Source organism: Aeromonas sp. 1805, assembly GCF_013085525.1.
Taxonomy (GTDB): Bacteria; Pseudomonadota; Gammaproteobacteria; order Enterobacterales; family Aeromonadaceae; genus Aeromonas; species Aeromonas hydrophila.
Genome location: NZ_CP038515.1, coordinates 1,166,699 through 1,190,611, shown reverse-complemented (window position 1 = coordinate 1,190,611; position 23,913 = coordinate 1,166,699). Strand labels below are relative to the sequence as shown.

The window sequence follows — 23,913 nt, the reverse complement described above, 5'->3', positions numbered from 1 at the left end:
TTGATTCACCGATGAAATCTGTTCGCCGCCCAGGTGAGCAGCAGGGTCAGCAGGAAGTAGCTCATCACCAGCGCGCTGGTGAAGTGGCCCGAGGTTGAACGCATGTTGTAGAGGTAGACCTGCAGGGTCTCGTAACGGGTACCCACCAGCATGTTGGCAAACACGAACTCGCCGAGCAGGAAGGAGAGCGAGAGAAACAGCGCCGCCAGCAGCCCCTTGCGCAGGCAGGGGATCACCACCAGCAGGAAGGCGCGGGCGCTGCTCGCCCCCAGCAGATGGGCGGCATCCATCAGATCCCTGAGTGGCACCCCCTGCAAACTGTTGGCCAGCGCCCGGTACATGAAGGGGAGCACCACGGTGAACCAGGTGCCGATCAGGATCCACGGCGTGCCGATGATGGGCAAGACGCCGTCGGCGTAGATCTGCAGCAGCCCGACCGAGGAGACCACCGGCGGCACCGCGAAGGGGAGCAGGATCAACAGGTTCATCCAGGGATCCAGTTTGGGGAAGTAGTAGGCCACCACCAGCACGGTGGGCACCAGCACCAGGGTCCCCAGCAGCAGGGTGGCGAAGCAGACCAGGAGGCTGCGGCCAAATGCCGCCAGAAAGCGCGGGTCGCCCCACAGTTTGAGATACCAGTCGAGGGTGAAGCCGTCCGGCAGCAGGGTCGCCCCCCAGCGGGTGGAGATGGAGTAGAGAAAGGTGGCCAGCAGCGGCAGCAGCAGGGTAGCGACCAGCCCCCCCAGCACCCAGCGCGGCCAGCTCGGTTGCAGATCACGCATGGGATTGCCCCTTGTTCACATAGCTCTTTTTCAGCAGCCACTGGTTGGCGGCCGTCACCACTCCCAGCAGCACCATCAGGATCACCGCCAGCGCCGCCGCCATGTTGGGCTCGAGGAAGATGTCGCCGGAGACCAGACTGGCCACCCGGATGGTCACCAGATTGAAGTTGCCGGTGGTGAGGGCGTAGGCGGAGGCATAGGCCCCCACCGCGTTGGCAAACAGGATGATCAGGGTGCCGAGCAGCGCCGGCGTCAGCACCGGCAGCGCCACGTGCCACACATACTGCCCCTTGCTCGCCCCCAGCAGCGCGGCGGCCTGCGGCCACTCATCCTGCAGCGCATCGAACGCCGGGTAGAGCAGCAGCAGGGCGAGCGGGATCTGGAAGTAGGTGTAGATGAGGATGAGGCCGCTGCCCGAGTAGAGGTTGAAACCGTCGATGAGGCCCCAGGATTTCAGCAGCAGGGTCACCGCGCCGTTGATGCCGAGAATGATGATGAAGGCGAATGCCAGCGGCACCCCGCTGAAGTTGCCGGTCATGGTGACAAAGGCCAGCAGCACCCGCTTGACCCGCTCGCCGCTGTGGCGCAGCGCAGCCGCCCCCAAAGTGCCGATGGCAAGGCCCGCCAGACTGGCGATACCGGCGATGCGCAGCGAGTTGCCGAACGATTGCAGGTAGAAGGGGGAGCTCAGAATCTCCCGGTAGTAGGCGAGGCCCCAGCCATCGGGGGTCTGAAAGCTGCCTACCAATACCCACACCATGGGGGCGAGCTGGAACAGGATCATCAAGAGGATGAACGGCAGCAGCACCAGGGCCGGCAGCCAGTGGCGGCGCAGCCGGCGCCGGGTGATGGCGGGTTGATCCGCCAGGATCTCGGTGGTGGCAGGCATCATCAGTGCACCTCCGGCTGGTTGCCTGCCTTGAGCAGCGGCGGGCCGCTCGGCTTGTCGTGGGGCACCCCCAGCAGGTCTGCCATCAGGGTGCAGAGCTGGGTCTGCTGCATGGCGGGGCCGGCGGGCCACTGGGCCACAAACGCATCGCCAAACAGCCAGAGCGGTACCCGGCGCTCCTCGGCCAGAGTGCCGCCATGGCTCAGGTCATTGTTCATGCCGTGATCCGAGGTGATCACCAGCTGATACCCCTCCGCCAGCCACTGGGGCAGCAGGTCGGCCAGCAGGCTGTCCATCCGGCGCGCCTGATTGCGGTACTGGCGGGAATCGAGGCCAAACTGGTGGCCTGCATCGTCCACCCCCATCGGGTGGATCAGCAGAAAATCGGGGTCATATTGGGTTCTGAGCCATTCCCCATCCATCAGCAGATGGCTGTCGGGGTAGCCGTCATCCCAGTAGAAGCAGCCGTGCTGGATGGGCAGCCGTTCGTCATGGGTGAAGCGATCGCGGGCCGCTTGCCAGGGGCTCTGGTTGTAGAGCTCGCTCACCCAGTGGTAGGCTGCTGCCGCGGTGCGTTTGCCGCCCGCCCGGGCCAGATGGAAGATGGACTCCTGCCGGCTGAGACGGCTCACCCCGTTGTGGGTGATGCCGCTCTCCGCTGGCGTCGACCCGGTCAGGATGCACTCGTAGAGGGGCCGGGAGAGGGAGGGCAGGGCGCAGCTCAGGGTTGCCTGCAACCCCTGGCCCGCCTCCACCATGCCTGCGAGGTAGCCCATGCAATGGGCTACCTCGGCAGAGAGGCCATCCACAAGTACCACTATCACCTTGTGTTGCACAGGCCGTTCCTTATTGCATGTTGATCATGACGGTTTCCTGCCACTGGCGCGGCAGGGCCTTGGAGCTCTGCTCCCAAGCGGCGTGATCCTGTACCGGCTTGGCATTGGCGTACTGCTCAGCCGGCAGCAGCTTGGCCTTGACGTCGTCCGGCAGGGTCACGTTGCTGCGAATGGGGCGGGCATAGCCACGCGCCAGGTTGATCTGGCCGGCGTCGGAGAGGATGTATTCCCGCGCCAGCTTGGCGGCGTTGGGGTTCTTGGCCCACTTGTTGATGATGGTGGTGTAACCGGCGATGACGGAGCCGTCGCTCGGGATCACCACCTCAAACTTCTTGGGGTCGATCTGGTCGCGGTAGTTCAGCGCGTTGAAGTCCCACAGCACCCCCACTTCCACCTCACCCTTCTCGATGTTGGCGATGGTCGGGTCGTTGAGCGACAGACGGCCCTGCTTGGCCAGCTGGCCGAATAACTCCAGCGCAGGTTTCAGATTCTTCTCGCTGCCACCGGTGGCATAGGCCGCTGCCAGCACGCCGTTGTTGGCCTGGGAGGCAACACCGACGTCACCCAGGGTCACCTTGTAGTCGCCACCCAGCAGGGACTGCCAGCTGGTGGGGGCGGCCTTGACCAGATCCTTGTTGATCAGGAAGGCGATGGTGCCGGTATAGGCCAGCATCCAGTGACCGTCCGCATCCTTGGCCCAGTTGGGAATGTCGGCCCAGGTGGATGGCTTGTAGGGCTGGGTGACCCCCTGCTTGACCGCCACCGGGCCGAAGGCGCCGCCCACGTCGCCGATGTCGGCGGTGGCATTGGCCTTCTCGGCGGCGAACTTGGCGATCTCCTGCGCCGAGCTCATGTCGGTATCCTGATGCTTGATGCCGTAGATGCTGCCGAGCTGCTGCCAGGTATCCTTCCAGTTGGCCCAGCTGTCGGGCATGCCGATGCTGCTGAGCTGCCCTTCACCGCGAGCGGCTTTCTCGAGATCCGCGATATTTTCGGCGGCAAACAGTGGCTGACTGATGGCCACCAGGGCCAGTGCACTTGCGATCACGCTTTTCATCATCCCATCCCTCTGGACTAGGTCAGTTAAGGTTCGAGAGGGATGCTAGAGGGGAAATATGACGGTGGCGGGGCGCTTTGATGGCAGTTTGATGACAATCGCCCTGTCATGGTGCTGTCATCCACAGCGGTTACAACTCTGAACCCAAGTGAAGCTGGACTACTCCAGCAAGGGCTGAACCAACAAGGGCGAAGCCAGCCGCCGCAGTCAGGATGAGCGACAGGGATATGAGCGTGATTGAATCGAGATTGAGCGAGCGGGTCGCGGCCGATGGCCGCGCCTCCAAGTGTGAACAGATTTGCCAGACCCTGCGCCGCTATATCGGCAGCGGCCAGCTGGCGGCGGGGCAGCAGTTGCCCGCCGAGCGGGCCCTGAGCGAGCGCTTCGCCACCACCCGCATCACCATCAAGGAGGCGCTCTCCAGCCTCGAGGCGGATGGCCTTATCTACCGGGCCGAGCGGCGCGGCTGGTTCGTGGCGCCGCCTCGCCTCACCTACGATCCCGCCATCCACACCCACTTTCACCAGTGGATCGGCGAGCAGCAGCGCACCGCCGAAACCCGGGTGTTGGCCCACGGCAGCGAGCTGGCCAGCAGCGAGCTGTGCCGCTGGATGGGGCTGGATCCTTTTACCCCGCTGTATGAAATCCGCCGCCTGCGCCTCATCGACGGTCGTCCTGTATTGCACGTCAGCCACCATCTGCTGGCCAGCCGCTTTCCCGACATCGCCAGCGCGCCGCTGGCCAGCTCCCTCACCGAGCTCTATCAGCAACTCTATGGCATAGGCCAGGGTGGGGCGAGTCTCGAGATCACCCCCTCGGCGGCGCGCGGCGCCATCGCCCGCGCCCTCAATCTGGCGGAAGGGAGCGCCGTGCTGCGGCTGGTGCGGGTCAACTACGACGAGCGAGGTGCGCTGGTGGATTGCGACATTGAGCACTGGCGACCGGATGCGATCCGCATCTGTCTGGATACGCGAGCATTGCAGCCGCCTGCATTCGACAGGCCGGCGCAGATCCAGCTCGCGGATCAGGGATGAGCCAATGAGCCTCGGCGGGCCATGCCTGCGTGGAAAGGAGGGTGGCGGATCCAGCAGGATCCGCCGGGATCAGTTGTCGATATTGGGGATCAGATCGTCGAAGCTCTGGTAGCCGCAGTCGGCCAGCTGCAGCGACATGGTGTAGGTCTTGCTGCCCTCCCGCTGGCCGATGGCGGGGCGGTTGAGCTTGAGCTCCTGGTGCCAGTACTCCTTCATCCGCTCGATCAGCGCCATCGCCTCGCTCTCGTCCAGATGGAGCTGGCACAGCGCCATGTAGTTGTTGGACTTGTGCATGTTCTCCACCAGATAGTCCCCCAGCACGGACATGGCCTGGCGCGCCTGCTGGCGGGCGAAGCGGCTGTGCTGCTCGAAGCTGATCCGCTCGCTGATGAGGAAGTGGTAGCTGTTGTCGATGCCGAGCTGCAGGATGCCGAGCTTCTCCAGCTTGCGCAGATAGAGGTAGCAGGAGGCATCGGTCAGGCCGTACTCCCGTTTCAGATCGATCAGGGTCTTGTCGCGCCAGAAGATGTTGGCGAGAAAGGCGTATAGACCGGGCTCCTTGTGGAATGCCTCGTCCTGCTCCTGGGTGAAGACGGCACGGCGGCTCTGGGCGTCCTGAGTGCGGTCCAGCAGCTCCTCGAACGACAGCCCCACCAGGTGACAGATCTCCAGCAGGGTATCGAACGGCAGGGAGGGCTTGTTCATCATCCGTTTGACGGTGGCGATGGAGACGCCCATGGCTTCTGCCAGGGTCTGATAGCGGATCCCCTTGTCGGTCAGGGTCTTCTTCAGGGTGTCGAGAATATTGTTGGCCAGGGTCTGGCTGTAGGTCATGCAACTATTCCTTTATCTGCATCTTTATGTTGTGTCAGAAACTGAGTTCTTTTGTCGTTATGGGCTCAGATACTGACACTTAAAAAAACCAGAGGAAACAAACCCGGCGTAATCGATGGAAATGGCCAGACCAGTCTGAGTGGAAGGTTGCAGATAGTGATACTCTGCGGTGCATATCCTTCAACCATTCAACATTTTGCTGGTGGCGCATAAAACATCGCGCATAATTCAACACGAATCGGATTCAAGACCTTCCTGGTTGAGAAATCGATTGTTTGCTTCCAATTTAAGGGTTTTTTAAACCGCAAGGTTTTTATTCTTTCCTGGCATTGAGCGGAACTCGCAAGAGGGCCGCTTTTTTCTTTTCTCCGAATTTGCGCCCGCCGTCAAGCGGTTGGGCACCGGCAGTTCGCTGTCGCTGCTTGCGCCCCCTCTTATGTTGCCGCCCGCTTTATTCCCCCTTGCAGGGGAACAGCTTGGGGATCTCCCGAATAAGCCAGCTCTTGGCCTTGCCCATGGTGTCGCGCCGCCAGGCCAGCACGACCTGGATCTGGTGGCGATACTCGGGGCTGATCACCTTGAGCCGTCCGGCCCTGATGTCCTCTTCAATCCAGCTCAGCGGCATGGTGCCGACCCCGATCCCCGCCAGCAGGGCGTCGCGCTTCTCGCCCATGGTGCTGACGGTCAGGCGCGGTTGCTTGTCGAGCAGGCGATAGGTGAGCACCGGCTTGCGCAGCGCCGTGTCGGCCACCGCGATGGCCCGGTAGCGGCGCAGGGTATCGTCCGCCAGGGGCTCGGGCTCCTGATGCAGGGGGTGATCCGGGTGGGCGACGTAGAGCATCACCTCCTCCTGCAGCGGCTGGTGCTTGATGCCGGTCATCATGATGTCGGGATTGAGGGAGGAGATGAGCAGGTCGGCCCGGCCATCCTCCAGACACTCCCAGCTGCCCGCCAGCACTTCGGCCCGCAGCCTGAGCCGGGTATCGGTCAGCTCGGCCAGCCGCTCCACTAGGGGATAGAGCGCCTGCAGCGGCACCAGGGCATCGACGGCGATGGTGATGTCGGTCTCCCAGCCACGGGCCAGTGCCCGGGTCTCGCCCACCAAGTGCTCGGCCGCTTCCAGCAGAACCCGACCCCGCTCCAGCAGCATGCGACCCGCCGGGGTGAACTTGGTTCTGTGGCCGCTGCGGTCGAACAGCATGGCGTCCAGCTCGTCCTCCAGCTTCTGCACCGTGTAGCTCAGCGCCGAGGGCACCTTGCCCAGTTCGTCGGCCGCCGCCGCGAAGCTGCCACGGCGGTCGATGGCATCCAGCACCCGGATGGCTTCCAGGGTCAGCGCCCGTTCCTTGTTCAGTTCCTTGGCCATAAATTGCCTTCAATTTTTTTGAACATGTTTGCCAGTTTATCTCGCTAACAAGTTAGGCCAAGTGTCTTTAATATTCAATCAACGCTTAGGCAGGAACGCCAAGCAGCCAAATAAACGGGTAGTTCCAGACTGTGACTCCATCAATCAGGGAGTCTGACTTCGGTGAAAGAACAACACACTATTTGAATGACCTCTTGCATGGATGCATTGATTCTGGCCACAGCGGCCTTGGCAATGACATAAAACCAAGAGAGTGAATGAACATGAAAAACGTAATCAAGATGCTGGCCGTTGCAGGCCTGATGACCGCAGGTTTCGCCCAGGCTTCCGTCCCGGCTGACCTCAACGCCGCCCCGGGCGTGCTGTTTGTGAACTGGCACGCCACCGCTGCGGTGGAAGGCAAGGGCAACCCCATGCTGGAAGTGCGTGACGAGTCTGGCGACCTGGTTGCCTCCGTCCATGCCAACCTGATGGGCAGCCAGCAGGTACAGATCCCGAGCCGCACCCAGGGCAACCTGACCGTGAGCCTGGGTGAGCAGAGCAGCAACTACCGCATTCCGTTCGGCATCGGTAGCGGCAAGCAGCGTTAATCAACCGTATCGGTACGTGAGGAGCACACCATGATGAAATTGAGAGCCGCAGAAGCGCGCGGCAAGGCCAACTTCGGCTGGCTGGATGCGCGCCACAGCTTTTCCTTCGGGCACTACTACGACCCGGACTGGATGGGGCATTCAGTGCTGCGGGTCATCAATCAGGATCTGGTGGCGCCGGGTGGCGGTTTCGCGACCCACCCTCACGCCAACATGGAAATCCTGACCTGCGTGCTGCAAGGCACCATAGAGCACAAGGACAGCCTCGGCCATGCCGAGCAGATCCCGGCGGGGGATTTCCAGCTGATGAGCGCGGGGTCCGGCATCCGGCACAGCGAGTACAACCCCTCGCAGACCGAGCCGCTCTCCCTGCTGCAAATCTGGATCGAGCCGAACGAACACGGCACGACACCCGGCTATCAGCAGAAGAAGATTGAAGCCAATCCGGGCATGACGCTGGTGGCGTCACCGGACGGCGAAGCAGGATCCTTCAGGATCCGCCAGCAGGCCCGCGTCTGGCGGTTGCAGCTTGAACCGGGTGAGAGCCTCACCTGGGAGCTGGCCGGCCGACACGGCTACCTGCAGATGATTTCAGGGGAGCTGACCGCCAACGGTCTGGCTGCCCGACCCGGCGACGGGGTTCTCAGTCGTGATGAGCCCAAATGGGATCTGGTGGCCGCGAGTGCCAGCCAAGCCCTGTTATTTGACCTACCCTGAAGCAGTCAGCGGTGATGTGACGCAAAACGAGGATATTGAAATGGACAAGATGAAAGATTTGGCACTGCTGGTGGGTCGCGTTCTGCTGGCTCTGATGTTTGTGATTGCGGGCTGGGGCAAGATCGGCGGTTACGCCGGTACCCAGGGGTATATGGAAGCCATGGGCGTGCCCGGTTTCATCCTGCCGCTGGTGATCCTGCTGGAGCTGGGCGGTGGCCTCGCCATCATGCTGGGCCTGTTTACCCGCAGCCTCTCCGTGCTGATGGCCGGTTTCACCCTGATGGCCGCTTTTATTTTCCACTATCAGCCTGCCGACCAGATGCAGATGCTGATGTTCATGAAGAACGTCTCCGTGGCCGGTGGTTTCCTGGCCCTGGCGGCGGCCGGTGCAGGGGCCTTCAGCCTGGATGCCCGCTTCGGCAAGAACTGGTAAACCCCGCAGGTTCGAGTTTTCCAACGCCTTTTGGCCGGTGCAATCGCACCGGCTTTTTTATGCCCGTCACATTTGCCTGCGGCAGATGACGGCGACGTGATCGGCGACAACAAGCGCCTTTTGCATCTTCCCCCCCGATCCCCGACAATCCCGATACCTGTGAAGTGACGGGGATCCTTGAGGTTTTCCCGCGCTGACTCCTCTTTTGCTCTGGCGGGAATTGCCCATGTTTACCCTCTACCACTCCAATCAGCTGGATCTGCTCAAAGAGCTGCTGGTGAGCCGCATCCGGCAGGCCCCTCTCTCTCACCCTTTCGAGCGCGAGCAAATTCTGGTGCAGAGCCCGGGCATGGCCCAGTGGCTCAAGCTGGAGCTGGCCAAGGCCTTCGGCATTGCCGCCAATATCGACTTTCCGCTGCCCGCCAGCTTTATCTGGGAGATGTTCACCCAGGTGCTGGCGGACGTGCCGCGCCAGAGCCCCTACAACAAGGGCGCCATGAGCTGGCAGCTGATGACCATTCTGCCCGCCCTGCTCGATCGTCCCGCTTTTGCGCCACTGGCCGCCTATCTGGGCGGGGAGGACGCGGATCCTGCCAAGGATCCCGAGCAGGTGCGGCTGTGGCAGCTCTGCCAGAAGGTGGCGGATCTGTTCGACCAGTATCTGGTCTACCGGCCGGACTGGATCGCCCGCTGGGAACAGGGGGAAGGGTTGAGCCAGGAGCTGGCCGGGGTGAGCGGTCAGGATTGGCAGCCCGAGCTGTGGCGCGAGCTGGTGGCCCGCACGTTGGCGCTTTCTCCAAGCGGCTACCACCGTGCCAACCTCTACGAGGAGTTCATCCACGAGCTGCAGCGTACCGCCACGCTGCCGGGCAAGCTGCCGCAGCGGGTCTTCGTGTTCGGCATCTCGGCGCTGCCGCCGCGCTATGTGGAGGCGCTGCTGGCCCTCGGCAGCCGGCCGGAGGTGGAGGTGCACCTGTTCGTCACCAACCCTTGCCGCTACTACTGGGGTGACCTGCTCGATCGCAAGACCCTGGCACGGTTGGAGAACAAGCTCAAGCCCGGCACCGATATCGAGACCCTGCAGGGACCCGCCAACCCGCTGCTTGCCTCCATGGGCAAGCTGGGGCGCGACTACCTGCATCAGCTGATGGAATTGGAGGTGCCGCAAATCGAGGCCTTCGTCGATATCGACGAGCTGGATGGCAAGGGCAATATCAAGCTGCTGCACGCCATCCAGAAGGATGTGCTGGAGCTGGCCGAACGGGGCGCCGGCCAGTTCGATCTCGACGCCAGCCACCACAAGAGCCCACTCGATCCGGCGGATGGATCCCTGCAGATCCACGCCTGCCACGGCCCGATGCGCGAGCTCGAGGTGCTGCACGACCGGCTGCTGGCGCTGTTCGAGCAGGACACCTCCCTCACCCCGAAAGACGTGGTGGTGATGATGCCGGACGTGAACAGCTACGGCCCCTACATTCAGGCGGTGTTTGGCGCACGCGGCCAGATCCCCTTCGCGGTATCGGATCGGGCGGCCAGTCAGGAGAGCCCGCTGCTGCAGAGCTTCCTCGCCCTGCTCAGGCTGCCCAACGCCCGCTTTGGGGCGGGGGAGCTGCTCGCCATTCTCGAGGTGCCTGCCGTGCTGCGCCGCTTCGAGCTGGATGACGAGGAGTTCAACCAGCTGCGGGTCTGGGTGCAGGAGACCGGCATCCGCTGGGGGCTGGATGACGGCTACCCCGAGCGCTTCGATCTGCCGCGCCTCTCTGGCAACAGCTGGCTGTTCGGCCTGCGCCGCATGCTGCTCGGCTTTGCCATGGGTGATGGCGAACCGGTGGCCGGCATTCTGCCCTATGCAGACATTGAAGGTCAGCAGGGGTTGGCGCTCGGCAAGCTCGCCTGGTTCGTCGATTCGCTGGCCGAATTTTTACCCCGCCTGCAACAGGCGCAGCCGCTGGGGGAGTGGGTCGCCTGCCTCAACGCGCTGCTGGAGCGCTTCTATCTGGCCGACGAGGATGAAGAGCGCCAGCTGCAACTGATCCGCAGCCAGCTGGCCGACTGGCTCGCCCAGCTCGGCGAGACCCGCTTCGAGCAGCCCATCAGTGCGGACTTGTTGCAGGACTACCTCGGCAGCGTGCTGGGGGAGTCCCGCTCCAGCCAGCGCTTCCTCGCCGGTCAGGTCAACTTCTGCACCCTGATGCCGATGCGCTCCATCCCCTTCAAGCAGGTCTGCCTGCTCGGCATGAACGACGGCGTTTACCCGCGCACCCTGCCGCCCATGGGGTTTGACCTGATGGCGGTGGCGGGCCGGCGGGGGGATCGCTCCCGTCGCGATGACGACCGCTACCTGTTTCTCGAGGCGCTGCTCAGCGCCCAGCAGGGGCTCTACATCAGCTATCAGGGTTTCAGCGCCCAGGACAACAGCGACAAGGTGCCCTCGGTGCTGCTGGCCGAACTCATCGACTATGTGCGACAGGGCTTCGTGCTGGCGGGGGATGAGCACCTCGATGACGAGAGCTCCGGCAAGCGGCTGCTGGCGCACCTGATCACCCAGCATCCGCTCACCCCCTACAGCCACGCCTACTTCTATCCGGCCGCAGGCTCCGGCCTGTTTACCTATGCTGCCGACTGGCTGCCGGCCCTCCATCCGCAGCGCGGGGCGGCCAACTTCCAGAGCGGCGAGCTGCCGCTCCCCCCCGAATGGGGCAAGGAGCAGGGGCTGGAGCTGGCGGAGCTGCTGCGCTTCTATCGCCAGCCAGCCCGCTACTTCCTCAACCGCCGTCTCAAGGTGTGGTTTGAACTGAACGAAGCCAACATCGAGGAGAGCGAACCGTTCGAGCTGGACGGTCTGCAAAATTACCAGCTGAAAGACCTGCTGCTCGCTGCTCACCTAGCACAGGGGGACAGTGCCATGCGCCGCGAGCGGCTGCAGCTTACCGGCTTGCTGCCGCAAGGGTGGTTCGGCAGCCTGCTGCTGGAGGATCTGGACGATCAGATGGGCAAGCTGGCGGATCGGCTGCGGCCCTGGGTGGCGGCCAATGAGGCGGAGAAACAGGCGGTGGAGGTCGATATCGCGCTGGCTCAGGGTCAGCTGCAAGGGTGGATCGACACCCAGAAGGGGCGCTTGCTGGTGATCAAGCCCGGCAGCTTCAACGGCAAGGATCTGCTGCTGGGCTGGATCCAGCACCTCTGCCTCGCCCTGAGCGATGCCCCCGGCGACACCCTGCTGTTCGACGCCAAGCAGAGTCTGCGGCTGGCCAGGCTCCCGGCTGACGAGGCGCGGCCCAAGCTGGCGGCGCTGGTGGCGCTCTGGATGCAGGGGATGAAGCGGCCGCTGCCCTTCTTCCCGAGCACCGCCTGGGACTGGCTCAAGGCGATCGAGAAGGATCCGGAGAAACCGGAGGTGGCCGACAAGGCGGCCCTCACCCGCTTCAACGGCGGCTACATGGCCAAGGGGGAGGGGGAAGACGCTTATGTCGCCCGCTGTTTCCCGGAACTCGACGAGGCCGTGCTGGCCCAGTTGCAGGCGCTGGCCCGTGAACACCTGACCCCGCTGCTCAAGAGCCTGGAGGAGTTGCAATAATGGCCAACCCGCTCAATACCCTGCGTTTTCCCCTCTATGGCGAGCGGCTGATCGAGGCCTCCGCCGGTACCGGCAAGACCTACACCATCGCCGGTCTCTACCTGCGCCTGCTGCTGGGCCACGGCCCGCTCATTGAAGAAGGCGCCGATGCCGGTCAACCCAGCGCCCACGAGCGGCCGCTCTCGGTGACCGAGATCCTGGTGGTGACCTTTACCGAGGCGGCTACCGCCGAGCTGCGTGGCCGGATCCGCGCCCGCATCCACGAGGCACGCCTCGCCTTCATGCGCGGTGAGAGCAAGGACGCCCTGCTGAGCCAGCTGCTGGCGGAGGTGGAGGATCACGAGCTGGCGGCCCGCCGCCTGCTGGCTGCCGAGCGGCAGATGGACGAGGCGGCGGTCTTCACCATCCACGGCTTCTGCCAGCGGATGCTGAAACAGAACGCCTTCGAGTCGGGCGCTCTCTTTGAAACCGAATTTCTCACCGACGACAGCCAGCTCAGGCTGCAGGCGGTGAGCGACTACTGGCGATCCGAGTTCTATCCGGTGGACAAGCCGCTCGCCAGCGCCGTGCGTGCGCTCTGGCCGAGCCCCGCCGCCCTGCTGCGGGAGATGGGCAGCTGGCTCGACAACAGCGAGTTGGAGATGCGCCCGCCGGCGGGGGACGAGACCCTCGCCGCCCGCCATCAGGCGGCCATGGCCCGCATTGAGGCGGTGAAGCGTGAATGGCTGGCGCAAGGGGACGAGATCCGCCGCCAGACGGATGGGCAAGTAAGCCGCTACACCGGCAAGAACTACGAAGGCTGGCTCGCCAAGATAGCCGACTGGGCGCAGGACGAGCACAGCGGCTACGCCATTCCCAAGGAGCTGGAGCGCTTCGGCCAGACGGTGCTGGAGGAGAACCTCAAGAAGGGGGGCGCAGTGCCGACTCTGCCGCTGTTCAGCCAGATCGATGCGTTGCTGGCGAGTCGCCCCGGCATTCGGGATCTCATCCTGCAACGGGCGGCCAAGGTGGTGCGCAGCCGGATGCAGGCCAGCAAGCGGCAGGCCCATCAGCTCTCGTTCGATGACCTGCTCAAAGACCTCGACGGCGCGCTCGGCTCCGGCCTTGGCGAGCGGCTGTGCGAGCGCATTCGCGCCACCTACCGGGTGGCGATGATCGACGAATTTCAGGATACCGACCCCCAGCAGTACCGCATCTTCCACCGTCTTTACGGCGGCCACACAGACACGGCGCTGCTGATGATCGGTGACCCCAAGCAGGCCATCTACGGCTTTCGCGGCGCCGACATTTTTACCTACATTCAGGCGCGGCGAAATGTGAGCGCCCACTACACCCTCGGGCGCAACTGGCGCTCCAGCCGCGCGCTGGTGGCGGCGGTCAACGGCCTGTTCGAGCGGGCCAAGGATCCCTTTATCTACGAGGCGGATATCCCCTTCCTGCCGGTGGAGGCGCAGGGCAAGAGCAAGGCGCTGCAGCTGGATGGTGACGCCGCTCCCGTGCTCCACTGCTGGCAGCTGAGCGGCCAGCCCACCTTCAACAAGGGGGATTACCAGAGCAAGATGGCCCGCGCCACGGCGGTGGAGATCCACCGCCTGCTGACCCAGGCCAGCGCGGGCAAGGCGCAGATCGGCGATCAGCCGGTGAAAGCGGGCGATATCGCCGTGCTGGTGCGCACCGGCGCCGAGGGCAAGCTGGTGCAGCAGGAGCTGGCGCGGCTCGCCATCGCCTCCGTCTACCTGTCGAATCGCGAGAGCGTGCTGGCGCAGGTGGAGGCGCGGGAAATTTTGCTCATTCTGCACGCCTGTCAGAACCCGGGTGAGGAGCGCAGCCTTAGGGCGGCGCTCGCCACCGGGCTGTTCGATCTGGACGCCAAGGCGCTCGACGAGCTCGCCAGTGACGAGCGGGCGTGGGAGAGCGCGGTGCAGGAGTTTATGGAGTACCGCAAGATCTGGCACAAGCGCGGCGTGCTGGCCATGCTGCGCGCCCTGCTGCACCGGCGCAATCTCGCCTCCTCCCTGCTGGCGAGCCCGAACGGCGAGCGGCGGCTGACCAACTTCCTCCACCTCGGCGAGCTGCTGCAACAGGTGAGCTGCGAGCTGGACGGCGAATATGCCCTGCTGCGCTGGCTGGGGGAGGCGGCGAGTCGCCCCGATGGCCAGGATGCGGAGCAGGTACTGCGCCTCGAATCCGAGCGCAAGCTGGTGCAGATCGTCACCATCCACAAATCCAAGGGGCTGGAGTACCCGCTGGTGTTCCTGCCCTTTATCTGCAGCCACCGCGCTGCCGATACCCCGCTGTTCCACGAAGCGGACGGGGCGGGCAATCGCACCGTGCTCGATCTCACCGGCGCCGAGGCGTCCCTGGCCGAGGCCGACCGCGAGCGGCTTGCCGAAGATTTGCGGCTGCTCTACGTGGCGCTGACCCGGGGCGTCTACGCCACCTGGCTGGGGCTGGCGCCGGTGCGCTCCGGCAATGGCAAGTCGGAGCAGACCGACCTGCACCAGACCGCCATCGGCTACCTGCTGCAAAAGGGCGAGGAGGGGGATGCGCAGACGCTGGCGACTGCCCTGACCGAGCTGGCGCAGGCGCTGCCCGGGGTGGCCGTCGGTGAGCCCTCGCTCACTCGCCCGGCCCCCATGACGGCGGAGGAGGAGCAACTGGGCGAGCCGCAGGTGCGCCACTTTACCGGCACCCTTGAGCGGGACTGGTGGATCAGTTCCTACTCCGGGCTGGCGGCGCAGGGGCACGGTCACAGCAAGGGCGTGCTGGCCAACCCCGGCTTCGATGACGAGGTCGTCACCGAGGCGGCCGCATTGGCTGCCGACCTGTCTACAGCACAACAGGAAGAGGCACCCCAGCCTTCCATCTTTACCTTCCCGAAAGGGGCGCGCCCCGGCACCCTGCTGCACAGCCTGTTCGAGACCATCGATTTTCAAAGCGCCGGCGGCGAGCCGCTGGCGCAGCACATTGCCACCCTGTTGGCGCAGGATGGCTTCGACGAGAGCTGGGCCCAAGTGCTGCAACAGCAGGTGGAGACGGTGCTCGATACTCCGTTGGAGACAGGCTTTGGCGAGCCGGTGCGGCTGCGGGATCTGGCCCCCGAGCGCAAACAGGTGGAGCTGGAGTTCTTCCTGCCCATGGGGCGGGTGACGGCACCGGCGTTGACCGCGCTCTGTCAGCAGCACGACCCGTTGTCGCGGGGCAACAAGCCACTCAGCTTTGCCACCGTGCAGGGGATGCTCAAGGGCTTTATCGATCTGGTGTTCGAGTGGCAGGGGCGCTGGTATCTGCTCGACTACAAATCCAACCACCTCGGCATGAGCCCCGCCGATTACAGCCGTCCGGCGCTGGAGCGGGCGATGGCGGAGCACCGCTACGACCTGCAATACCAGCTCTACTCGCTGGCGCTGCACCGGCTGCTCACCTTGCGCCTGCCGGGTTACGACTTCGAGCAGCACTTTGGCGGCGTTTTCTATCTGTTCCTGCGCGGCATGCCGCAGGGGGGCATTTTCCATACCCGCCCCAGTCGTGAACTGGTGCTGGGGCTGGATCGGTTGTTTGGCGAGGGGGCGGCGCCCGCCCTCGCCGGGGTATCGGATAACGGGGTAGAAGTATGAACGGCACCATGATGATTGAACGGCTCAAGGCCCTGGCGCTGGCCGGCCGCATTCGCCAGCTGGATCTGCAATTTGCCAGGCTGGTGGCCGATCTGGGCGGCAGCCCTGAGCTGGTGCTGGGGGCGGCGCTCGCCTGCTTCGAGCTGGGGCGCGGCCATGTCTGTCTGCCGCTGGAAATGCTGGCACATTCCGGTAACGAAAAGGGATCCTTGCGCCCGTTCGGGCTGGATCCGGATCAGAGTCGGGATCTGCTGGCCGATCTGGCGGATCCTGCCCGCTGGCCCGCCCTGTTTGCAGAGAGTCCACTGGTTGGCACCGAGCAGGATGACGGGGTCGCCCCGCGCTGGCCGCTGCGGCTGTGGCACGGGCGCCTCTACCTCACCCGCTACCACGACTTTGAGCTGGGGGTGGCCAGCCATCTGCGCGCTTTGAGTGAACGCGCCGAATGGCCGGAGATCGCCGCGGCCCTGTCGCGGCTGTTTGCCCGCGACTACGGCCTGGTGTTCGCGGCGCTGCTCAAGGCCCGCCTCGCCCCTGACTTCTCGGCCCGCCACTTTACCCTGAAGTATCTGGATCTGGTGTTCCCGAGCGAGGTGGATTGGCCCGCTATCGAAGGGCTGCTGGCCAGCGCCCAGGCGGCGAGCGACCTTGGCAAGCTGGATGCGCTGGTGCCCGAGGCGCTCTGCTGCAACGGCCAGAAGCTGGCGGCGGCCACCGCGGCGGCGCGCCCCTTTGCGGTCATCTCCGGCGGCCCCGGCACCGGCAAGACCACCACGGTGGCCAAGCTCTTGGCCATTCTGGTGGAGACCGGCCTGCAGGCAGGCAAGGCCCCGGCGATCCGGCTGGTGGCTCCCACTGGCAAGGCGGCGGCGCGCCTCACCGAGAGTATCGGCTCTGCCCTGCAGGCCCTGGATCTGCCCCCCGAGTGGGTCGAGGCAATTCCCACCGAGGCGGGTACCCTGCACCGGCTGCTCGGGGTCATTCCGGGGCGCAGCCAGTTCCGCCACCACGCGGGTAACCCGCTGCACCTCGACTTGCTGGTGGTGGATGAGGCCTCCATGGTCGACCTGCCGATGATGGCGCGGCTGCTCGATGCGCTGCCGAGCCACGCCCGCCTGATCCTGCTCGGCGACAAGGATCAGCTCGCCTCGGTGGAGGCGGGGGCCGTGCTCGGCGATATCTGCAGCTTTATCGAACAGGGCATCAGCCCGGCGCAGGCGGATTGGCTCTCCCGCCAGACCGGTTACCGCTTGCAGGGCACGCCCGCGGGGGCGCCGGTGCGCGACAGCCTCTGTTTGCTGGCCAAGAGCTGGCGCTTTGATCAGCACTCGGGCATCGGCCAGTTGGCGCGCGCCTGCAACAGCGGCGATGCCACGGCGGTGGAATCAGTCTGGGGAATGGGCTTTGCCGATATCAGCCTGCACCCCTGGGCCGGGGAGGCCTATGACGCCCTGATTGCCCAGGGGGTCGCCGGTTACGGCAATTACCTGAAGGCGGCCCGCGCCGGGGAAGCGCCCGCCGCCGTGTTCAAGGCATTCAACAGCTTCCAGATCCTCTGCGCCCTGCGCGATGGCCCGTTTGGCGTCGAGGGGCTTAACGAGCGGCTCGAACTGGCCCTGTCACGGGCTGGCCTGATTGCCCGCGACGGCGACTGGTATGCCGGTCGCCCGGTGATGGTGGTGCGCAACGATCACGGGGTCGGCCTCTACAACGGCGATATGGGGCTCTGCCTGCCCGATGAAAGCGGGCGGCTCAAGGTTTGGTTCGAGCAGCCGGATGGCACCCTGCGGGCGCTGTTGCCCAGCCGTCTGCCGCCCCACGAGACGGTCTACGCCATGACCATCCACAAATCCCAGGGCTCGGAGTTTGCCCATACCGTGCTGGTGCTGCCCGACAGCGCCAGCCCGCTGCTGACCCGCGAGCTGGTCTATACCGGCATCACCCGCGCCAAGGCCCGCCTCGATCTCTACGGCGATCGCGCCCTGCTGGCCCAAGCGGTACGGAAAAAGACCGAGCGTTATTCCGGATTGGCGGAGAGGTTGGGGGAGTGATTGATTGGATGGCGGTAAAGTGATTTATCGCCATTGGCTTACGATTAGCCAATCAAATGCAAACATGCGGTACTTTTAGGAACGTATCACTTCTGGAAATGTTTAAAATGAGAAATTTTTGGGAAAATAAATTACCACGGCTTCGCTCTTATAATCGTCATTTATTTACATTGTTGTTAGCGAGCTTTTTGGTTATTGGGGCATATTTGAAGTTTGGTAGCACAGATGAACTCCCCGCTTGGATTCAGGCTGGTGGTTCGGTGTTAGCGATCATTGCATCCTCTTGGATTGCTAGTCATGACAAGGTGTCAAGACAAAAGGATAGAAGGAAAGATGTTTTAGCAGTCGCAGAAGCAGCACACCATTTCTCTAAAAAAATTAGAGACATTATAGACTCTTCCTGTTCTAAAGAGGGGATGGTGAATGTTGAGATATATAACGTTTATCACGATAGCGTGGTAAATTCCTATGCTAAAGCATTAGGAAATATACCATTTCATGAAGTTGGGTCATCTACTGCAGTGCAAGCCTTATTAGCTATGCAGGTTCAGTTTTCAGAGCTTCTTGGTTCATCTATAGAGAAGTTATTACAAGGTGTTAATAGTAATGTTGACTTTCAAAAGGGAGCATCTGCATATGATCACTATCCTGAGCCTCAACGTACTGAAATGATAGCAAAGCTTAAGGAAGTGCACTTCAAGGTACTATCTCGCAATGTTAAGGTTCACCTTGATGTCATAGAAAAGAGTTTCTTAACTTTGAAAAATGAAATGATAATATAATTTTACTGGGGTGCTTTTAAATATAGCGGATATATTTGCGCACTCAAGTTAAATATATTCGTTGGATTGGTTATGACTTATCTCGTATGTTGGGCTTCGCAGGCTCAGCATCAACCTGCCGATTCTGTAGGTTGTGGCTGAGCGTAGCGAAGCCCAACTTTTACCGCGTAATCTGTTTTTTCCTCCCCTCATCCCCAGCCCTTCTCCTCCTTTTTAAATAAACGGGAGAAGGGAGATTTGGTTCCATGGGTATAGGCGCGATTGCCAACGCCATATCCCCGATGCTGCTTTATCCTCTTCCTCTGGGAGAGAGTAGGGTGAGGGCGAGTAGGGTGCAATGAACGAAGTGAATTGCACCGCCTATATTTATATTGCAAAATGGTGTAATGCTTTTCGTTTTTAATGATAAATCAGGTAATAGAATGACAATTAATAGTTTCAAAAGCGAACAGCGAAAGAATATGCTGCTTGGGGGAGGGGGTATATTTCTGGTTGTTCTATGGTTGGCAAGTTTACTGTTCCAGTCAAGATTGTCAGATAAAACAGTTATTGCTGACGCGGTTCCAGAATTGCTCACCTACATTACTATCAGTGCGCTATTTGGATTGGTTGGTGCGATTGTTACTGCTTTTCGATGTCCCGGACGTAATGCTTTAAAATATATTGCAAAAGCGTTTGGTAATTGTTTCCTTATGATGTTTGTAACGTCATGGAATGGTTATGATACGTACGTTTATTTTTATCCAGAAAAAATAACTGGCTATGAGACAGAATATAAAGTGGTTCGCCCTGGACCACCTCAAGGTAAACGCAGGCGTTGTGAGGCTGGCTTAAAAATAAAAGATAAGCATACAGGGTATTGGTTTAATCTTTGTTACAGTGATAATGACATTGGAAAGGAACGGATTGGGGATTATGGTGTGGTGTGGGTGAAAACACGGGTCAATGAGGCTGGGTCATACCTAGAGAGCTACAAGGTATATCCAGAAAAATCTTATTTTTCTATCCCCTCACTTCCAGCGTCTCTCCTGCAAGAAAATAAGAGATCAATCTCGTTACCGCTCCCCAATTAAGCTTCGCTAATCGAACCTACATGGCTGGCGATCATATCCCCTATGCAGTTTTATCCCCTCTCCCTTGGGAAGAGGGTGAGGGGAGCATTCAGGTATTAGATGGTCAGCTCCAGCCGGTTGCCTTCCGGGTCGAGGAAGGTGCTCTCATAATAGCCGTCGCCGGTCCAGCGGGGGCCGTCCAGGTGTTTCACCTCGGCGCCCTTGAGCAGTTTGAGGCGGGCGGTCATCTTGTCCACCTCCTCCACGCTGCCGAGGGAGAAGGCGAGATGGGCCAGCCCCTGCAACGGGTGCGGTAGACTGAGATCTGCCGGAAACAATATGGGAGTGTGCATCAGCTCCAGGCTGGCACCCCCTTCGAAGCGCACGAAGTAGGAGCTGAACTGTTTGCTTGGATTGTGATAGCGCTCATTGGCCTGCCCGCCAAACAGGGTGCAGTAGAATGCCTTGAGTGCCTCCAGATCCTGTGCCCAGATGGCGACGTGATGGATATGCATGGCTTGTCTCCTGTGACTTGATGCCCTTAATGCTATGCTGGGGCCTGTTCCTTCGACATGGCTGAGCCCGTCCTGATGATGTCTGAAACTGCCAACACCGATCTTGTCGATGTCTCCCCCGACTGCCGCGAGCAGATCTGCTGTGACAGCCTGTTGCCGGCCCTCGCACAGGAGCAGGTGTGGCTGGCGGGCTATTCCCGTCTCAAGACCCGTTACCGCATCGCGCGCCGCTTTGCCGATGTGCACTGTTTTCTGCTGACCCTGGGCGGCGAGGGGGAGGTGCAGGTGGGCGATCGCCGCGAGCGGTTGCAGGTCGGTGAGTGGGCGCTGATCCCGGCCGGGGAGCCGCTCTGCTACCAGCTTGGTGAGCAGCCTAGTGAGCAGGTGAACGAGCCGTTGAATCAGCAGGTGAATAAGGGTAGTGAGTGGGAGCTGGTGTGGCTGCTGCTGCACAAGGATTCCCCCTGGGATGCCTTCGCCAGCCACCCCCGGCTCGGTTGCACCTCCCAGCAGGCCACCGTGCTGCGCACGCTCGAGAACCTCTATGCGGAGCAGGAGCGCCATCAGGACCCGCTGCTCAGCGCCCTGCTGGTAGAGCAGCTCGGCTTTTACCTGCGCCGGCTGTTGCAGAAGGGGGAGGGGCAGCGGCGTGGCGAGCGGCTGGCGCTGCGCCTCGAATTGCTGCTCAAAGAGGCGCTGACCGAGCCGTGGGACATAGCGCGCATGGCTGGTGCCCTGCATCTCTCCGAACGCCAGCTCTACCGGCTCTGCCAGCAGCACTTTGCGCTGGCGCCCATGGCGCTGCTGCAACGGCTGCGGCTACAACGGGCGGCGCTCTTGCTGGCCAGCCGGGCCGACTCGGTGAAGCGGCTGGCCGAGCAGTGCGGCTTCAAGAACGAGTACCACTTCTCCACCGCCTTCAAACGGCAGCACGGGCTGGCGCCCAGCCACTATCGCAGCCTGCATCATCCCGCCTTTAAAACCGGACAAGGGTGAAATATTGAGCCACACTGGTTGCTACTGTTATTCAGACGAACCCGATGGCGGCCGATAACCGGAATAAGCGGTGGCGGTTTTCATCGATCAACGGATAGCGGGCTGTGCAGCCGTCTGCCGCTGTCATTTCTCAACATCAGGCTGGAATGCCCCGCACCCTGCGGGGCGGCAAGACAAGGATGGTCTTCATGCTGCAGGACAGCGACACGATCAGGATCTCGGACGTCAGCGAGGCCGTGATACACGGCATTCTGGCGGTGGTGAGCGACGGGATCTGGGACTGGAATGCCAACACCGGCTTCGTCTATCGCAACCCGGGCTGGTATCAGATGCTGGGCTACGAAGCCCACTCCCTTGGCAACAACGTCTTCACCTGGGAGAGCGTGATCCACCCCGACGACATGGATCGGGTGATGGCCAGCTTCGATGCCTACCTGAGCGGCGCCGCCCCCGACTACCGGGTCGAGTATCGTTGCCGCAGCCGCGCCGGCGACTATATCTGGATCGAGGATTGCGGCCGCGTCATCGCCCGCAACCCGGATGGGTCGGTGGCCCGGATGATCGGTGCCCATCGCAACATCCACGCCCAAAAGCTGCTGCTGGAGCAGCTGGAGCGGCGCAATCACACCCTGGAGCAGCAGATTGCCGAGCGCACCGCCGAGCTGGTGCGGCTCAACGAGGCGTTGCAGCAGAAGGCGGAGGAGAACCGCCAACTGGCGGAGACCGATGCCCTGACCGGTGCCGCCAGCCGCTACCGGCTGGAGCGGGCCATCCGCCAGGAGTGCGAGCGGGCAAAGCGCTTTCACCAGCCCTTCTCCGTCATCGCCATGGACGTGGATGACTTCAAGCAGATCAACGACAACCACGGCCACCACGCCGGGGATCAGACCCTGATCAACATAGTGGCGCTGGTACGCAGCCATATCCGCGAAATCGACCTGATTGCCCGCTGGGGCGGCGACGAGTTCATGGTGGTGCTGCCCAATACCGGCCGGCTCGATGGCCGGCTGGTGGCCGACAAGCTGCGGGAGCTGCTGGTGCAGTCGCGGGTCTGCCAGCACTTCGATATCACCATGAGCTTCGGGCTGGCCGAGTACCAGCCGGACGATCCCATGAGCCAGCTGATGGTGCGGGTGGATCGGGCCCTCTACCAGGCCAAGCTGACAGGCAAGAACCAGATCTGCGAGTAGTCCGCCCATGCCGGCGTCGGCGGTCCGGCGAGCTCGCCGCCATGTCGGATTATTCTGGTTATCCCCCCCGAATGCGTCTTGACCGCACCCTCATCTTGACTCCGTACGAGTACGCTGGTCTGATGCGCGCTCTTTAATCCCCCGCGAGACATGAAACGATGAAAAAGAGCATCCTGGTTGCCCTGACTGCACTGCCCCTGATGGCGAACGCCGGTCTGATGGATTCCCTGACCGACACAGTGACCAGCAGCGTGACCAGCACTGCCAAAGAGATGGCCGGCTCCGCCATGGACAGCGCTTCCAATGAAGCGATCAAGAAGGCGCTGGACATCAAGGAAGGCGGCTCCAACAAGCAGGCCATCAAGGACAAGCTGGGCGCACCGGCCAGCACCAAGACCGAAGCCGGTCTGGAAGTGTGGACCTATGACCTGGGCGCCCTGAACAAGGTTTCTCCCATGCTGGCAGAGACCTCCAAGACCCTGTTCAAGGATGCCGAAGCCGCTCAGAAGAACGTGCTCATCAAGTTCGAAGGCGAGACCGTCAAGACCCTGAACCTGGTCGACAAGACCAAGGCTTGAGTCTGAACGACGTGCATGAAAAAAGGGGCCCGAGGGCCCCTTTTTGCTGCTTGTCGACTTACTGATGCGCTTCGGCGAACTGCTTCATCGCTTCGGCGTGCTTGGTCATGCCATCGGCACGCAGGTTCAGGTTTTTCACGAATTCAGCCTTCTTGGCCGGGTCTTCGATCTTGTCGTAACGCTGCTGCAGGTGAGTCTGGATCTGCTCCGGCGTCATGTTCTGCATGCGGGCCATCTTGTCGTGGCGGCCGCCATGGTGCTTGCCGCCCATCATGCCGCTGCCATCCATCGGGCAGTCGGTCATCATGCCGGGCTGGGCGGTGGTGACGGCTTCGCTGGCGGCATAGGCGCCGAGCGGCAGGCCAAGGATCAGGGTGGCGGTCAGCAGGGTCTTGGTCAGTTTTTTCATGGTCTATCTCCTTGCGGATTGAGTTCGGGGTCGGCTTGCTCGCCTTGACCCTAAGTAAACACCAGACTGGTGTCTGAACTTTGCCAGTTGAAGCCTATTTTGTAGCAGAGTGTGACACGGTGACCCTGTACAGGGCTTGACCGGGCGCATGCCGGACGGGAAATAAAAATACCCCGTCAGCGTTGCCCGCTGGCGGGGTATTTTTAGGCTGGGGCCGGCTTAGCGCTGGCGACCACTGCCGACGCTGTAGGGCATACGGTAGCTGCTGCTCTCGCCGTCCAGGCTGAGGGTCAGGTCACCCTGGGCCCGCATCGGCAGACGCACCTGCTGCATCCCCTGCAACTCGGCAGGCACCCGCTTGAGCACGTCGCCGGTGGCGTTGCGGATCACCAGGGTGGGGTGTGCCTCATTGCTGCTGACGGCATCGTGCCAGTTGACGAACAACAGGCCGGGAGCGGCACTGACGTCGGCGGGCAGGGCGGCCTGGGCCAGGCCGGTGTGGGCCAGGCCGGCCAGCATTAACAGAGTCAGGCTCTTGTTGATCATGATATTGGTCTCCTTGGTATGACTCGCCGCAAGATGGCGGCAGAAAAGTCAGGGTGCGCAGC

The 23,913-nt window shown here is 62.3% G+C and carries 21 protein-coding genes; 12 read left to right on the top strand and 9 right to left on the bottom strand.

What is annotated here, in order from left to right; translation table 11 throughout:
* Positions 1–5: 5 nt before the first annotated feature.
* The 4 genes from E5E96_RS05685 to E5E96_RS05670 are packed head-to-tail and all read right to left on the bottom strand — an operon-like array spanning position 6 to position 3,564.
* The gene (locus E5E96_RS05685; RefSeq protein ID WP_171281712.1) at positions 6–782 is read right to left on the bottom strand and encodes an ABC transporter permease; all 777 of its coding nucleotides are present in this window, start codon (positions 780–782) and stop codon (positions 6–8) included.
* A complete protein-coding gene (locus E5E96_RS05680; RefSeq protein WP_139388027.1) occupies positions 775–1,674 on the bottom strand; it encodes an ABC transporter permease subunit in 900 nt (299 codons plus the stop codon). The genes E5E96_RS05685 and E5E96_RS05680 overlap by 8 nt, the downstream gene beginning before the upstream one ends.
* A complete protein-coding gene (locus E5E96_RS05675) occupies positions 1,674–2,507 on the bottom strand; it encodes an alkaline phosphatase family protein (protein ID WP_171281711.1) in 834 nt (277 codons plus the stop codon). The genes E5E96_RS05680 and E5E96_RS05675 overlap by 1 nt, the downstream gene beginning before the upstream one ends.
* Positions 2,508–2,517: 10 nt before the next feature.
* Positions 2,518–3,564 carry an ABC transporter substrate-binding protein gene (locus E5E96_RS05670; RefSeq protein ID WP_017410788.1) on the bottom strand — a complete coding sequence of 349 codons (1,047 nt, stop codon included), beginning with the start codon at positions 3,562–3,564 and terminating at the stop codon, positions 2,518–2,520.
* Between the two features lie 212 nt (positions 3,565–3,776).
* Between E5E96_RS05670 and E5E96_RS05665 the strand changes: the two genes are divergently transcribed.
* Positions 3,777–4,598: a UTRA domain-containing protein gene (locus tag E5E96_RS05665; RefSeq protein ID WP_171281710.1), complete on the top strand. Its 822-nt coding sequence runs from the start codon at positions 3,777–3,779 to the stop codon at positions 4,596–4,598.
* A 69-nt stretch (positions 4,599–4,667) separates the two neighbouring features.
* On the opposite strand, the gene E5E96_RS05660 is transcribed toward E5E96_RS05665, so the two are convergent.
* Together E5E96_RS05660 and E5E96_RS05655 are read right to left on the bottom strand one after the other, a co-directional pair.
* Positions 4,668–5,432: a helix-turn-helix transcriptional regulator gene (locus E5E96_RS05660; protein WP_011707663.1), complete on the bottom strand. Its 765-nt coding sequence runs from the start codon at positions 5,430–5,432 to the stop codon at positions 4,668–4,670.
* A 451-nt stretch (positions 5,433–5,883) separates the two neighbouring features.
* On the bottom strand, positions 5,884–6,798 hold the full coding sequence (locus tag E5E96_RS05655; protein ID WP_011707662.1) for a LysR family transcriptional regulator: 915 nt from the start codon (positions 6,796–6,798) through the stop codon (positions 5,884–5,886).
* Positions 6,799–7,055: 257 nt separating this feature from the next.
* Between E5E96_RS05655 and E5E96_RS05650 the strand changes: the two genes are divergently transcribed.
* The 8 genes from E5E96_RS05650 to E5E96_RS05615 all read left to right on the top strand — a co-directional run bounded on the left by E5E96_RS05650 (position 7,056) and on the right by E5E96_RS05615 (position 19,638).
* On the top strand, positions 7,056–7,388 hold the full coding sequence (locus E5E96_RS05650) for a hypothetical protein (protein WP_171281709.1): 333 nt from the start codon (positions 7,056–7,058) through the stop codon (positions 7,386–7,388).
* Positions 7,389–7,418: 30 nt separating this feature from the next.
* Positions 7,419–8,105: a pirin family protein gene (locus tag E5E96_RS05645; RefSeq protein ID WP_016352232.1), complete on the top strand. Its 687-nt coding sequence runs from the start codon at positions 7,419–7,421 to the stop codon at positions 8,103–8,105.
* A 40-nt stretch (positions 8,106–8,145) separates the two neighbouring features.
* Positions 8,146–8,538, top strand: coding sequence for a DoxX family protein (locus tag E5E96_RS05640; RefSeq protein ID WP_016352231.1), 393 nt, complete (start codon positions 8,146–8,148; stop codon positions 8,536–8,538).
* A gap of 226 nt (positions 8,539–8,764) precedes the next feature.
* Positions 8,765–12,115, top strand: a complete 3,351-nt coding sequence (gene recC, locus E5E96_RS05635; protein WP_171281708.1) for an exodeoxyribonuclease V subunit gamma — start codon at positions 8,765–8,767, stop codon at positions 12,113–12,115.
* Entirely contained in the window at positions 12,115–15,732 is a 3,618-nt protein-coding gene (gene recB / locus E5E96_RS05630; RefSeq protein WP_171281707.1) for an exodeoxyribonuclease V subunit beta, read from the top strand. The genes recC and recB overlap by 1 nt, the downstream gene beginning before the upstream one ends.
* Complete coding sequence (gene recD / locus E5E96_RS05625) at positions 15,729–17,783, top strand: exodeoxyribonuclease V subunit alpha (protein ID WP_171281706.1); 2,055 nt, start codon at positions 15,729–15,731, stop codon at positions 17,781–17,783. The genes recB and recD overlap by 4 nt, the downstream gene beginning before the upstream one ends.
* 107 nt (positions 17,784–17,890) lie before the next feature.
* Positions 17,891–18,565, top strand: coding sequence for a hypothetical protein (locus E5E96_RS05620; protein ID WP_171281705.1), 675 nt, complete (start codon positions 17,891–17,893; stop codon positions 18,563–18,565).
* A 422-nt stretch (positions 18,566–18,987) separates the two neighbouring features.
* Complete coding sequence (locus tag E5E96_RS05615) at positions 18,988–19,638, top strand: hypothetical protein (protein WP_171281704.1); 651 nt, start codon at positions 18,988–18,990, stop codon at positions 19,636–19,638.
* Positions 19,639–19,733: 95 nt separating this feature from the next.
* Here E5E96_RS05615 and E5E96_RS05610 read toward each other — a convergent pair whose 3' ends face one another.
* Positions 19,734–20,132: a VOC family protein gene (locus E5E96_RS05610; RefSeq protein WP_158196525.1), complete on the bottom strand. Its 399-nt coding sequence runs from the start codon at positions 20,130–20,132 to the stop codon at positions 19,734–19,736.
* 75 nt (positions 20,133–20,207) lie between these two features.
* Here E5E96_RS05610 and E5E96_RS05605 point away from each other — a divergent pair, with 75 nt between their 5' ends.
* The 3 genes from E5E96_RS05605 to E5E96_RS05595 all read left to right on the top strand — a co-directional run bounded on the left by E5E96_RS05605 (position 20,208) and on the right by E5E96_RS05595 (position 22,896).
* Positions 20,208–21,128, top strand: a complete 921-nt coding sequence (locus E5E96_RS05605) for an AraC family transcriptional regulator (RefSeq protein WP_171281703.1) — start codon at positions 20,208–20,210, stop codon at positions 21,126–21,128.
* Between the two features lie 188 nt (positions 21,129–21,316).
* Positions 21,317–22,318 carry a sensor domain-containing diguanylate cyclase gene (locus E5E96_RS05600; protein WP_171281702.1) on the top strand — a complete coding sequence of 334 codons (1,002 nt, stop codon included), beginning with the start codon at positions 21,317–21,319 and terminating at the stop codon, positions 22,316–22,318.
* A gap of 158 nt (positions 22,319–22,476) precedes the next feature.
* Positions 22,477–22,896, top strand: coding sequence for a hypothetical protein (locus E5E96_RS05595; protein ID WP_011707651.1), 420 nt, complete (start codon positions 22,477–22,479; stop codon positions 22,894–22,896).
* Positions 22,897–22,954: 58 nt separating this feature from the next.
* Here the strand turns inward: E5E96_RS05595 and E5E96_RS05590 are convergent, their stop codons facing one another.
* Both E5E96_RS05590 and E5E96_RS05585 read right to left on the bottom strand, forming a co-directional pair.
* On the bottom strand, positions 22,955–23,305 hold the full coding sequence (locus E5E96_RS05590; RefSeq protein WP_130631524.1) for a hypothetical protein: 351 nt from the start codon (positions 23,303–23,305) through the stop codon (positions 22,955–22,957).
* A 219-nt stretch (positions 23,306–23,524) separates the two neighbouring features.
* Positions 23,525–23,851 (bottom strand): hypothetical protein, encoded by a 327-nt coding sequence (locus tag E5E96_RS05585; protein ID WP_011707649.1) that lies wholly within the window; start codon positions 23,849–23,851, stop codon positions 23,525–23,527.
* Between the last annotated feature and the right edge of the window lie 62 nt (positions 23,852–23,913).

Coding starts and splice junctions, on each gene's coding strand:
- E5E96_RS05685 (WP_171281712.1), bottom strand. CDS start 782: ATGCGTGATCTGCAACCGAGCTGGCCGCGCTGGGTGCTGGGGGGGCTG.
- E5E96_RS05680 (WP_139388027.1), bottom strand. CDS start 1,674: ATGATGCCTGCCACCACCGAGATCCTGGCGGATCAACCCGCCATCACC.
- E5E96_RS05670 (WP_017410788.1), bottom strand. CDS start 3,564: ATGAAAAGCGTGATCGCAAGTGCACTGGCCCTGGTGGCCATCAGTCAG.
- E5E96_RS05665 (WP_171281710.1), top strand. CDS start 3,777: ATGAGCGACAGGGATATGAGCGTGATTGAATCGAGATTGAGCGAGCGG.
- E5E96_RS05660 (WP_011707663.1), bottom strand. CDS start 5,432: ATGACCTACAGCCAGACCCTGGCCAACAATATTCTCGACACCCTGAAG.
- E5E96_RS05655 (WP_011707662.1), bottom strand. CDS start 6,798: ATGGCCAAGGAACTGAACAAGGAACGGGCGCTGACCCTGGAAGCCATC.
- E5E96_RS05650 (WP_171281709.1), top strand. CDS start 7,056: ATGAACATGAAAAACGTAATCAAGATGCTGGCCGTTGCAGGCCTGATG.
- E5E96_RS05645 (WP_016352232.1), top strand. CDS start 7,419: ATGATGAAATTGAGAGCCGCAGAAGCGCGCGGCAAGGCCAACTTCGGC.
- E5E96_RS05640 (WP_016352231.1), top strand. CDS start 8,146: ATGGACAAGATGAAAGATTTGGCACTGCTGGTGGGTCGCGTTCTGCTG.
- recC (WP_171281708.1), top strand. CDS start 8,765: ATGTTTACCCTCTACCACTCCAATCAGCTGGATCTGCTCAAAGAGCTG.
- recB (WP_171281707.1), top strand. CDS start 12,115: ATGGCCAACCCGCTCAATACCCTGCGTTTTCCCCTCTATGGCGAGCGG.
- recD (WP_171281706.1), top strand. CDS start 15,729: ATGAACGGCACCATGATGATTGAACGGCTCAAGGCCCTGGCGCTGGCC.
- E5E96_RS05620 (WP_171281705.1), top strand. CDS start 17,891: ATGAGAAATTTTTGGGAAAATAAATTACCACGGCTTCGCTCTTATAAT.
- E5E96_RS05615 (WP_171281704.1), top strand. CDS start 18,988: ATGACAATTAATAGTTTCAAAAGCGAACAGCGAAAGAATATGCTGCTT.
- E5E96_RS05610 (WP_158196525.1), bottom strand. CDS start 20,132: ATGCATATCCATCACGTCGCCATCTGGGCACAGGATCTGGAGGCACTC.
- E5E96_RS05605 (WP_171281703.1), top strand. CDS start 20,208: ATGATGTCTGAAACTGCCAACACCGATCTTGTCGATGTCTCCCCCGAC.
- E5E96_RS05600 (WP_171281702.1), top strand. CDS start 21,317: ATGCTGCAGGACAGCGACACGATCAGGATCTCGGACGTCAGCGAGGCC.
- E5E96_RS05595 (WP_011707651.1), top strand. CDS start 22,477: ATGAAAAAGAGCATCCTGGTTGCCCTGACTGCACTGCCCCTGATGGCG.
- E5E96_RS05590 (WP_130631524.1), bottom strand. CDS start 23,305: ATGAAAAAACTGACCAAGACCCTGCTGACCGCCACCCTGATCCTTGGC.
- E5E96_RS05585 (WP_011707649.1), bottom strand. CDS start 23,851: ATGATCAACAAGAGCCTGACTCTGTTAATGCTGGCCGGCCTGGCCCAC.